The 10495-nt window shown below is 34.6% G+C and carries 14 protein-coding genes; 3 read left to right on the forward strand and 11 right to left on the reverse strand.

Features of this window, described 5'->3' with window-relative positions:
- A partial coding sequence (locus tag PHC28_RS10630) for a phosphatase PAP2 family protein (RefSeq protein ID WP_300099864.1) occupies nucleotides 1-387 on the forward strand: 387 nt, incomplete at its 5' end.
- A 62-nt stretch (nucleotides 388-449) separates the two neighbouring features.
- Here PHC28_RS10630 and PHC28_RS10635 read toward each other — a convergent pair.
- The 4 genes from PHC28_RS10635 to PHC28_RS10650 form a co-directional block, all read right to left on the reverse strand.
- Nucleotides 450-1628: an acyl-CoA dehydrogenase family protein gene (locus tag PHC28_RS10635; protein ID WP_300099868.1), complete on the reverse strand. Its 1179-nt coding sequence runs from the start codon at nucleotides 1626-1628 to the stop codon at nucleotides 450-452.
- Between the two features lie 124 nt (nucleotides 1629-1752).
- A complete protein-coding gene (locus tag PHC28_RS10640; RefSeq protein ID WP_300099871.1) occupies nucleotides 1753-2466 on the reverse strand; it encodes a methyltransferase in 714 nt (237 codons plus the stop codon).
- A gap of 107 nt (nucleotides 2467-2573) precedes the next feature.
- The gene (gene rimM / locus PHC28_RS10645; RefSeq protein WP_300099873.1) at nucleotides 2574-3098 is read right to left on the reverse strand and encodes a ribosome maturation factor RimM; all 525 of its coding nucleotides are present in this window, start codon (nucleotides 3096-3098) and stop codon (nucleotides 2574-2576) included.
- 15 nt (nucleotides 3099-3113) lie between these two features.
- On the reverse strand, nucleotides 3114-3671 hold the full coding sequence (locus PHC28_RS10650) for a 30S ribosomal protein S16 (protein WP_300099875.1): 558 nt from the start codon (nucleotides 3669-3671) through the stop codon (nucleotides 3114-3116).
- A 254-nt stretch (nucleotides 3672-3925) separates the two neighbouring features.
- Between PHC28_RS10650 and PHC28_RS10655 the strand changes: the two genes are divergently transcribed.
- Together PHC28_RS10655 and PHC28_RS10660 are read left to right on the forward strand one after the other, a co-directional pair.
- On the forward strand, nucleotides 3926-4393 hold the full coding sequence (locus PHC28_RS10655; RefSeq protein ID WP_300099878.1) for a DUF6252 family protein: 468 nt from the start codon (nucleotides 3926-3928) through the stop codon (nucleotides 4391-4393).
- 161 nt (nucleotides 4394-4554) lie between these two features.
- Complete coding sequence (locus tag PHC28_RS10660; RefSeq protein WP_300099881.1) at nucleotides 4555-4908, forward strand: RNA-binding protein; 354 nt, start codon at nucleotides 4555-4557, stop codon at nucleotides 4906-4908.
- A 117-nt stretch (nucleotides 4909-5025) separates the two neighbouring features.
- Here PHC28_RS10660 and leuB read toward each other — a convergent pair whose 3' ends face one another.
- From leuB to PHC28_RS10695, 7 genes are all read right to left on the reverse strand, one after another.
- Nucleotides 5026-6087: a 3-isopropylmalate dehydrogenase gene (leuB, locus tag PHC28_RS10665; protein ID WP_300099884.1), complete on the reverse strand. Its 1062-nt coding sequence runs from the start codon at nucleotides 6085-6087 to the stop codon at nucleotides 5026-5028.
- Between the two features lie 38 nt (nucleotides 6088-6125).
- Entirely contained in the window at nucleotides 6126-7649 is a 1524-nt protein-coding gene (locus PHC28_RS10670) for an alpha-isopropylmalate synthase regulatory domain-containing protein (protein WP_300099888.1), read from the reverse strand.
- Between the two features lie 22 nt (nucleotides 7650-7671).
- The gene (locus tag PHC28_RS10675; protein WP_300099890.1) at nucleotides 7672-8460 is read right to left on the reverse strand and encodes a class I SAM-dependent methyltransferase; all 789 of its coding nucleotides are present in this window, start codon (nucleotides 8458-8460) and stop codon (nucleotides 7672-7674) included.
- A gap of 5 nt (nucleotides 8461-8465) precedes the next feature.
- On the reverse strand, nucleotides 8466-9170 hold the full coding sequence (locus PHC28_RS10680; RefSeq protein ID WP_300099893.1) for a class I SAM-dependent methyltransferase: 705 nt from the start codon (nucleotides 9168-9170) through the stop codon (nucleotides 8466-8468).
- 2 nt (nucleotides 9171-9172) lie between these two features.
- Entirely contained in the window at nucleotides 9173-9478 is a 306-nt protein-coding gene (locus PHC28_RS10685; RefSeq protein ID WP_300099897.1) for an antibiotic biosynthesis monooxygenase, read from the reverse strand.
- Between the two features lie 73 nt (nucleotides 9479-9551).
- Complete coding sequence (leuD, locus tag PHC28_RS10690; RefSeq protein ID WP_300099900.1) at nucleotides 9552-10148, reverse strand: 3-isopropylmalate dehydratase small subunit; 597 nt, start codon at nucleotides 10146-10148, stop codon at nucleotides 9552-9554.
- 170 nt (nucleotides 10149-10318) lie between these two features.
- The coding region (locus PHC28_RS10695) for an aconitase family protein (protein WP_300099903.1) at nucleotides 10319-10495 on the reverse strand (177 nt) is incomplete at its 5' end.

Here is a 10495-nt window from a genome sequence, read left to right on the forward strand (position 1 = left end):
GGAACTGTAGTTTATTCTTTAAAGAATGCTGTTGGCGCAGAAAGACCCGATCATTCTGATAATTTAAGTTTTCCCTCAGGCCACACTGCTACGGCTTTTACAAATGCAACCCTTCTATATTACGAATTCAAAGATTCGAATTTATGGTATGCCAGCAGCGGATTTTTGTTTGCAACTGCCACCGGAATACTTCGAATTGCCAATAACAAACATTACACTTCAGATGTTCTTGCCGGAGCTGGAATAGGTCTAGCATCTGGACTCATAGTTTCCTATTGGAATCCATTCAAGTCGGTAACTTTTGGAAAAAAGAAAAAAACAACGGCTTTTGTTTATCCACAAATTGGAAATCAAATTGGGTTGGGAGCAATTGTTAGACTCAATTAATTTTATAAAAAAAATGAGTTGCCCTTTTTCAGAACAACTCATTTTGTATATAAATTTGTGTTTTATTTGAAAGCTGGAATTCCGGTAATGTCCATTCCGGTAATCAATAAATGAATGTCGTGTGTTCCTTCGTATGTAATCACCGATTCTAGATTCATCATATGACGCATAATCGAATATTCGCCTGTAATCCCCATTCCACCAAGCATTTGTCTGGCTTCGCGGGCTATATGAATCGCCATATCTACATTATTTCTTTTTGCCATCGAAATTTGAGCTGTTGTTGCTTTTCCTTCATTTCTCAAAACTCCCAATCGCCAAGTCAGTAATTGTGCTTTGGTAATTTCAGTTATCATTTCAGCTAATTTTTTCTGCTGCAATTGAGTTCCAGCAATTGGTTTGTCAAATTGGATTCTTTCTTTGGCATAACGCAAAGCGGTATCATAACAGTCCATCGCAGCGCCAATAGCTCCCCAAGCAATTCCGAAACGTGCAGAATCCAAACAACCAAGCGGTGCTCCAAGTCCTGATTTATTGGGCAATAAATTTTCTTTAGGAACTTTTACATTGTCAAAAATTAATTCTCCCGTCGCCGATGTACGAAGTGACCATTTATTATGAGTTTCTGGAGTTGAAAAACCTTCCATTCCGCGTTCTACAATCAATCCGTGAATTCGTCCTTCTTCATTTTTTGCCCAAACAATGGCAATATCTGCAAAAGGCGCATTCGAAATCCACATTTTGGCACCGTTTAAAAGATAATGGTCTCCCCTATCTTTGAAATTGGTAATCATACTTCCTGGATCAGAACCAAAATTGGGTTCGGTCAAGCCAAAGCAGCCCATAAATTCTCCCGAAGCCAGTTTGGGTAAATATTTCATTCGTTGTTCCTCGTTCCCGTATTTCCAAATGGGATACATTACTAACGAAGATTGAACCGAAGCTGTAGAACGAACACCAGAATCGCCTCTTTCTATTTCCTGCATAATCAAACCATAAGAAATATGATCTAAACCAGCACCACCATATTCTTCTGGAATATATGGACCAAATGCACCAATTTCTGCCAAACCTTTGATGATTTGTTTCGGAAATTCAGCTCTTTGAGCAAAGTCTTCTATGATTGGAGAAACCTCACGTTTTACCCATTCACGTGCTGAATCACGTACTAGTTTATGTTCGTCTGTCAATAATTCATCAAGGTTGTAATAATCTGGAGATTGAAATAAGTCTGGTTTCATAAGAGGAATGATTTATGTCACAAATCTACATAAAGAAATATAACAAAACAATGATGAAATGTTATATTTTAAAAAAATACAAAAAAGAGTTTCTGAATTTAGATTTTCAATTTAAAAAAGTTTGCTACATCTTCAAATAAAAATCCTTCGTCAAAGCGATGTATTCCGGAGTATAAATATGTCGTGCAGTTTCGATGATTAATTCATCAATAATGCAATTAAAATCTTTATTACGACTAAAAGCCAAAAGACAACGCTTAATTTCGGAGGTTGGAGTTCCTTTTACGCGAGTGATTTTCAGAGGAAATAATTCGTATTCATTGGCAAGAGTCAAGAAATTTTGTTCTTCTTTAAAAGGAATAATTACTGCGAATATTCCGTTTTTAGAAAGCAGTAAATCGGCGGCTACAATCAATTCTTCAAAAGGCATGGCGTCTTGAAAACGTGCTAAATCGCGTTGGTCGTTACTAGATTTGTAATCTTCGCTATAAAAAGGTGGATTGGAAACAATTAAATCGTATTCGTCTTCCGGTTCTTCGACAAATTCGTCCAAGCCGGCGTGAAAGCAAAACAAACAATCGTTCCAAGGGGAATTTTCAAAATTGTCTGTTGCTTGTTCGTAGGCTTCTTCATCAATTTCTAAAGCATCAATTTGTACTGCCGAACTTCTTTGTGCCAGCATTAATGCGATGATTCCCGTTCCAGTCCCAATGTCTAAAATGCTGTTGGGATTATTTTCAATTGGAGTCCAAGCACCAAGCAAAACTCCGTCAGTTCCAATTTTCATTGCCGTTTGGTCTTGTTCAAGAGAAAATTGTTTGAATTGGAATTTGGACATAAAGATTTTAGATTGTCGATTAACGATTTTTGATTGCAGATTTTCGAATAACCGAATAAACACACGAGCAAAGCGAACTGACGAAGTAAATAACCGATTAACTCTTTTTACAAATACATTTCAATCAAGCCTTCCGGTAAATCCATAATGACTTTTTTGTTTTCTCGGTCAATTTTAACCAAGAAATGATCAATCATTGGAATCAGGATTTCGGCATCTCCTTTGAGAACTTCAAAAAGCGGTTGAGCGGTGCTGTCGTTGATGGATTGAATTTCTCCAACATATCCCAGACGTTTGTCTTCGACTTCAAAACCAATTACTTCGTGGAAATAGAATTTGTTGCCCGTAAGTTTGGGTAACATTTTTAAAGGAAGGTATAAATCATTTCCAATCAATGTGTCAGCTTCTTCCTCAGTATTTACATCTTCGAAACGAATTCTAAGAAAATCGTTTTTGTGAAGTGAGCTGTTTTCAATAAAAAATGGAACCAAGTGTTTGTTGCATTCAACAAACACTGATTCCAAGTTTTCGTATAAATCGGGTTCATCCGTATCTAAATAAGCTAGGACTTCGCCTTTGAAACTAAATTTTTTTGCGATTTTACCTAAATAGAAACAATCCTCTTTACGCATTTTCGCCTTCTAAAATTATGCTTCTGGTGTTTCTTCAGTAGCAGGAGCTTCTTCAGTAGCAGCTTCAACTTCAGCAACTTCTTCTTCAACAGCAGGAGTTGCAGCAGCAATAGCATCGGCTTCAGCTTGAGCAGCAGCAGCTAAACGTTTTGCATTTACATCTTGTTCCGCTTTGAAAGCTTTAGCTTTAGCATCAGCTTGCGCTTTTGTTAAACCTTCTTTTTTAGCATCTACTTTTCCAGCTTTAGCTTCTAACCAAGCAGCTAATTTTGCATCAGCTTGTTCTTGAGTTAAAGCTCCTTTACGAATACCTCCATCAAGGTGGTGTTTCAATAAAGCTCCTTTGTAAGAAAGAATCGCTTTTGCTGTATCAGTTGGTTGAGCACCATTGTGCAACCATTTTACTGCGCTATCCAAGTCTAATTCGATAGTTGCAGGGTTTGTGTTTGGATTGTAAGTACCAATTTTTTCTAGGTATTTACCATCTCTTTTTGAGCGAGCATCTGCTGCTACAACCCAGTAAAACGGTTTTTGTTTTTTACCGTGTCTTTGTAATCTAATTTTTACTGACATAATCTAATGATTAAATTTTGAGGTACTCGACCTCGATTAATTAAGGGTGCAAAGATACACTTTTTATCAATAAATACTAATTCGATTTCTATTTTAATGAATGACACCATTTTATGTCAATTTTTAATGTGAATTTTTAATTCTATTTCCATTTTTAAATCAAAATAATATACTTTTGTTTAGATTAATGCTACAAATTATGAAATAAGCATAGCGAATTCTATTTTCAACCAAAAAACAAATATTATCTTCGAATGAAAAAACAATTTCTATATATAATCGTTTTATTTGCTTTTATTTCTTGTCAAGAGGATGTAAAATTTAATAATCCTGCTTTTGAAGGGCAAAAAGACAATGTGTTTTGGAGAGCTATTGATGCTAAAGCTACCCTCGTAGGAGGTTCTTTAATTATAGAAGGATATACCAGAAACGAAAAGCTGACTTTAAAAACTACATCTACAAATCCTGGAACTTATTTTTTAGGCACAGGCGTTTTAAACACCGTAGTTTATGTCCTAACGGATACCGATGGAACAATCACTTTTTCGACTGGATTTGGAATTGGCGAAGGACAAATTGTAATAACAGAATACGACGTTTTAAATAACACTATCACTGGAACGTTTAAATTTAATGCCGCAAATGTCTATAATAACCCATTGGCTGGTCCAAATTTAAATTTTCAATATGGACACTTTTATAAAGTTCCCGTGAGCAATTAACTTCATAAATAGAAGAAAACCAATATAAACCACTTGTATTAGCCCCCATTATATTTGGAATTTGATTTAAAAAAATAAAATAAAATCATAAATTAGCTAACACATAGTAGATTAGATAAAAATAAGACTACATTTGTTGCAATTATTTTAAATAAGTACATATGAATATTTTTGTTGGAAGCCTTCCGTTCAGTATTGAGGAAGCAGATTTAAGAGAGTCTTTCGAGGCTTACGGTGCAGTTGATTCTGTAAAAATTATCACTGATAAATTTACTGGAAGAAGTAAAGGATTCGGTTTTGTTGAAATGCCAAATGATGAAGAAGCTCAAAAAGCAATTGATGAGTTAAACGGAGCGACTGTTCAAGGTCGTGCTATCGTAGTAAATAAGTCTGAGCCAAAACCAGAAGGTGAAAGAAGAAGTTTTAATAACAACCGTGGTGGAGATTCACGCGGAGGTTATGGTAACAACCGTGGTGGAGATAACCGTGGTGGTGGAGATAGAGGAAGATACTAATATTTTTTTCAATCATATAAAAAAAAGGTGTCAATAAAATTGACACCTTTTTTGTTATGTATATATTTTATTTCTGTTAGAGACGCACCGCAGTGCGTCTCTACAAAAAATTATTTTTTATAAATTAGCAACTAACCAATTTCCAACTTCTTTTGTACCATAAGATTGAGCTCCTTTTGCAGCTAAATCTTCAGTTACTATTCCTTGTTCCAATGATTTGTTTACAACTGCTCTAATTGCTTCAGCTTCTTCTTTTAACCCAAAAGCATCTTCAAACATCATTGCTGCTGATAAAACAGTAGCTAATGGATTAGCAATATTCAATCCTGTAGCTTGTGGATAGGATCCGTGGATTGGTTCGTATAATGAAGTATGTTCTCCCACAGATGCAGAAGGCATTAATCCCATTGAACCTGAAATTACCGATGCTTCATCAGTCAAAATATCACCAAATAAATTTTCCGTAATTAACACATCGTACGAATTTGGCCATTGAACTAAACGCATTGCAACTGCATCTACAAATTCGTAGCTAACAGTAACTTCTGGATAATCTTTTTCCATCGCTTGTACTGTTTCTCTCCACAAACGTGAAGTTTCTAATACGTTAGCTTTGTCAACACAACACAATCTTTTAGAGCGTGTCATTGCTAATTCGAAACCTTTTTTAGCCAAACGTTGTACCTCAACTCTGGTATAAACACAGTTGTCGAAAGCTGTTTCTCCACCATCTTTTCTTCCTTTTTCTCCAAAATAAATTCCACCAGTAAGTTCTCTCAAGAAAATCAAATCTGTTCCTTCGATTCTTTCTCTTTTCAATGGGGAGTTGTCAATTAAGGATGGGAAAGTAAATGTTGGTCTAACATTGGCAAACAAACCTAATTTTTTACGCATCAATAATAACCCTTGTTCTGGTCTTACTGGAGCACTTGGGTCATTATCATATTTTGGATGTCCGATAGCTCCAAAAAGAACCGCATCAGCTTTCATACAAATTTCGTGCGTTTCGTCAGGATAAGGAACTCCAACTGCATCAATAGCGCAAGCACCTGTTAATGCTGGTGTCCAAGTGATTTCGTGATTAAATTTTTTTGCAATGGCATCAGAAACTTTTACGGCTTGACTGATTACTTCGGGACCGATTCCGTCTCCTGCTAAAAGGGCAATAGTATATTTCATACGTATTTTTTATTATAGAATTTTTAATTTATTTTGATTTAGGATATTGTAACATTTAGCATTTTTTGAGTGGCTTTGATTGCAGCAACCGTTTGGTCTGAATCTAATCCTCTTGTTTTAAACTCTTTTTTACCATTTGTCCAAGTAATTATGGTTTCGCATAATGCATCTGAACTACTACCTGGCGGAATTCGAACAGCATAATCAATAAGTTTAGGTAAAGTCATCTTTTTGCTTTTATAAATTTTGGTCAATGCGTTCATAAAGGCATCAAATTGTCCGTCACCTTGAGCATTTTCTTCTATTAATTCTCCATCTATTCGTAAACAAAGTGTGGTTGATGGACGAATTCCTTTAGAGTGAACTAATACATAGGATTCAATGACAATTTTATCTTCATAAGTATGACTGTCCAAAACATCAGAAATAATATAAGGCAAATCTTCTCTGGTAACGGTTTCTTTTTTGTCGCCCAACTCGATGATGCGTTGGGTTACTAATTTCAAATCTTCTTGATTGAGTTGTAATCCTAATTCCTGAAGATTTTTTTCGATATTGGCTTTACCCGAAGTTTTCCCCAAGGCATATTTTCGCTTTCTTCCAAAACGCTCTGGAAGTAAATCATTGAAATATAAATTGTTTTTATTATCTCCATCGGCGTGAATACCAGCAGTTTGCGTAAATACATTATCACCCACAATAGGTTTATTGGCAGGAATTCTATAACCTGTGAAAGTCTCGACTAATTTACTTACGGAATATAACGAAGATTCTTTTATATTGATTTTTGCTTCAGGTATGAAATCATTTATTACCGCAACTACACTTTCTAAAGGCGCATTTCCGGCACGTTCTCCCATCCCATTTACGGTAACGTGTAAGCCGCTAATACCAGCTTTTACTGCTTCCATAACATTGGCAACACTTAAATCATAGTCATTATGTGCGTGAAAATCAAAATGGATATTTGGATATTTCTCAGTAATTTTCGAAATATATTCAAAAGTTTTCGATGGAATTAGAACACCTAAAGTATCGGGCAACAATATCCTTTTTACAGGTTGAGTTGATAAAAAATCCAAAAACTGAAACACATATTCTGGCGAATTACGCATTCCGTTGCTCCAATCTTCAAGATAAATGTTGGTTTCAATATCATTTTTTTTCGCTAAAGCAATAATATCTGTAATTTCGGCAAAATGCTGTTCTGGCGTTTTTCTCAACTGGTGAGTAAGATGATTCATTGATCCTTTGGTCAATAAATTTTGAACTTTTGTTCCTGCTTTTTTCATCCATTCGATAGAAATTCCACCATCTACAAATGCCAAAACTTCAATTCTATCACTATATCCTTTTGATGCAGCCCAAGCGGTGATGCCTTTTACGGCTTGAAATTCACCCTCACTTACTCGTGCAGATGCAATTTCGATTCGATCAATATTTAATTCCTCCAGCAACAATTGTGCAATGGTTAATTTTTCTGCAGCAGAAAAAGACACTCCAGAGGTTTGTTCACCATCACGGAGCGTTGTGTCCATTATTTCAATTTTTCTTTTTTTCATAAAGGTTATTCTTGATTTGGTTTTAAATGCGTCCTCGCACTTCATTCAATTTCATCGTCATTGAAACATCTCCTTTTTCTATCCAATTGTTGTATTCATCGATTGCTTTTAATCTTAAATTATCGTCTAAATAGCCTTCTTCTACCATTTGACTTGAACCAGCAACTTTTGACCAAATACCTATTTTAGTTTTATAATCTAAAACTTCTTTATTATAAAATTCATCTGAATTTATTACTTCAATACTACGAAACCCCACTTCTTTCAAAAGATCAGCTAAATCATCGGCAATTTCATTATTCATTTCAGCATCTTTTCTCCAGTTTAAAAAAGTTTGGTAAAACTCTTGCATACTTTCTGGTGGCGAAGGAACCCATTCAATTGCTTTATGATTGTAATCAAGAATTGAAATTTGTCCGTTTGGTTTCAAAAAGGATTTCATTTTTAGCAAAGCATCTTTAGGGTTACTTAACCACTGCAATGTTCTTGCTGAAACAATTAAATCATATTTTTCTTCTGGATTATAATCAAATAAATCAACGTGAATTAATTTTAAATTAGCAACAGATTGATATGTTTTTTTCCCTATTAAAATAAAATTTTCTGTATTATCAATTCCTGTAACTTTTCCGTTTTCTCCAACAATATTAGCAATATCTTTTGAGATTGAACCAGTTCCGCATCCTACATCTAATACATTCATCCCTGATTTTAAAATTTCAGTAAGATGTCTGTAGTCATTTGCTAAACTTCTGGCGTCAAATATTTTTGTTGCCTGATCGTCTCTTTTAATGTGTTTGTTCGCTTTCATTTTTCTTATTTTATTCCTCCAAATACAGAAAAATTACTGTTTTTATGCAAAACATCAATATATGAAAAACCTATTTTTTTCATTAAATCGAGTTGATACATTACCGAGCGAGGCGTGTCTTCTTTTTCGATATATGCAAAAACATTTTCTCGATATTCCTTCCCTCCAATATTTTCTAAATAATTAGAATATCGTTTCCACATCAACTGATTTATGGCTGGATTATCGTGCAAAATCAAATCTGAGATCCAAAAGCAACCACCTTTTTTTAAACTTTTATATATTTTAGAAAAAACTTTCTCCCATTCTTCATCTGTTCTTAGATGATGTAATGCTGCTCCTGTAACCACAATATCAAAAGTATTTTCGGGTAATTCCATACTCAAAAAATCAGTTTGAATAGTAGTGATTTTCCCTTCTGAAACTTCAGAAATTCTTTCTTTGGCTTTGTTCAACATCGGCTGGCTTAAATCAATCAAAGTCGAATCGAAATCGGGAATTAGCTCCAATAATTTTAAAGAATAATTACCCGCACCACATCCTAAATCTAAAACCTGTTTGGCATTAGGACAACAAGCACCAGCAGCTTGTGTCAATAATTCTAAACTCAAAGTCGCATCAACAGTGCTGATTTGACCCGTTTCTAAATTAGAAAAACGTTCCACATCATTATCAAAACGTTCTTGGATTTCAAATAAAGTAGATTTCATTTTTACAACTTTTTATTTTCCATCACCGTTACAAAATGTTCCACAATTGGGAATGGATCGTAATAATGATGGAGCAATTTTTTCCATTCTAAATACTGATTTGATTGTCTAAAACCAACAATATGGTCTTCCAGTTTCTCCCAATCAACCAGTAAAATGTATTTGTTTTCCTGTTCGATGCATTTTCTTAAACTATGACCTAAATAACCTTGAATCGAACTTATAAATTGACTGGCAATCTCAAAATCTTTTTCAAATTGTTTTTCTTCTCCTTCATTTACGAAAAGAATGGCGACTTCTAGAATCATAATTCGGTTTTATAAAACACCTAACAGGTTTTAAAAACCTGTTAGGTGTTTTTGCTAAAAATAACAGTATTATCTAATAAGGCAATTTATCGGCAAATCCTACAATTTCTTCTTTCATACTTTGTAAATAATCAATATCGTCAAAACCATTAATCATATTATTTTTTTTGTATCCGTTGATGTCGAAAGATTCTTTTTGTCCAGTAGCCAATAAAGTAATGGTTTGTTCTGGTAAATTGATTTCCAATTCTGTTTTTGGATCTGCTTCGATAGCTTTGAAAATAGTTTCAGCAAATTCTGGACTTACTTGTACTGGCAAAACACCAATGTTCAAGCAATTTCCTTTGAAGATGTCCGCAAAGAAACTAGAAACTACAGCACGAAATCCGTAATCGTAAACTGCCCAAGCAGCGTGTTCACGAGAAGAACCTGAACCGAAGTTTTTACCTCCAACAAGAATTTTTCCGCTGTAAGTTTTGTCGTTTAAAACGAAATCAGCTTTTGGAGTTTCGTCTCCATTGTATCTCCAGTCTCTAAAAAGGTTATCCCCAAAACCTTCACGTTTTGTAGCTTTCAAGAAACGAGCTGGGATGATTTGATCGGTATCTACGTTTTCTATTGGTAGTGGCACTGCACTACTCGTAAGGATATTAAATTTATCGTATGCCATTTGATTTTTGATTTTTGATTAGTGATTGCTGATTTTTGATTTTCTGTGTAGAAAAGTAAATCTCAAGCACTACTATTTTTTTATAATCTATGTTGTATAATTTAAGCTGAATGTTTAGCAATTTTACGAAATCTTAAATCAAAAATCGCTAATCTACATTCTGAAATCTTTTAAAAAAGCTCTCTAGGATCTGTTAATTTTCCGGTAACTGCAGCTGCAGCTGCCATAATTGGACTAGCCAATAAAGTTCTTGAACCTGGACCTTGACGCCCTTCAAAGTTTCTATTGGATGTACTTACTGCATATTTTCCAGCAGGAACTTTATCATCGTTCATCGCCAAACAAGC

It is taken from the genome of Flavobacterium sp. (assembly GCF_028712645.1).
In the GTDB taxonomy this organism is placed as follows: domain Bacteria; phylum Bacteroidota; class Bacteroidia; order Flavobacteriales; family Flavobacteriaceae; genus Flavobacterium.

Bases quoted from the DNA above. Each gene is read 5' to 3' on its own strand.
- PHC28_RS10635 (WP_300099868.1), bottom strand. From the start codon at position 1,628: ATGAAACCAGACTTATTTCAATCTCCAGATTATTACAACCTTGATGAA.
- PHC28_RS10640 (WP_300099871.1), bottom strand. From the start codon at position 2,466: ATGTCCAAATTCCAATTCAAACAATTTTCTCTTGAACAAGACCAAACG.
- rimM (WP_300099873.1), bottom strand. From the start codon at position 3,098: ATGCGTAAAGAGGATTGTTTCTATTTAGGTAAAATCGCAAAAAAATTT.
- PHC28_RS10650 (WP_300099875.1), bottom strand. From the start codon at position 3,671: ATGTCAGTAAAAATTAGATTACAAAGACACGGTAAAAAACAAAAACCG.
- PHC28_RS10655 (WP_300099878.1), top strand. From the start codon at position 3,926: ATGAAAAAACAATTTCTATATATAATCGTTTTATTTGCTTTTATTTCT.
- PHC28_RS10660 (WP_300099881.1), top strand. From the start codon at position 4,555: ATGAATATTTTTGTTGGAAGCCTTCCGTTCAGTATTGAGGAAGCAGAT.
- leuB (WP_300099884.1), bottom strand. From the start codon at position 6,087: ATGAAATATACTATTGCCCTTTTAGCAGGAGACGGAATCGGTCCCGAA.
- PHC28_RS10670 (WP_300099888.1), bottom strand. From the start codon at position 7,649: ATGAAAAAAAGAAAAATTGAAATAATGGACACAACGCTCCGTGATGGT.
- PHC28_RS10675 (WP_300099890.1), bottom strand. From the start codon at position 8,460: ATGAAAGCGAACAAACACATTAAAAGAGACGATCAGGCAACAAAAATA.
- PHC28_RS10680 (WP_300099893.1), bottom strand. From the start codon at position 9,170: ATGAAATCTACTTTATTTGAAATCCAAGAACGTTTTGATAATGATGTG.
- PHC28_RS10685 (WP_300099897.1), bottom strand. From the start codon at position 9,478: ATGATTCTAGAAGTCGCCATTCTTTTCGTAAATGAAGGAGAAGAAAAA.
- leuD (WP_300099900.1), bottom strand. From the start codon at position 10,148: ATGGCATACGATAAATTTAATATCCTTACGAGTAGTGCAGTGCCACTA.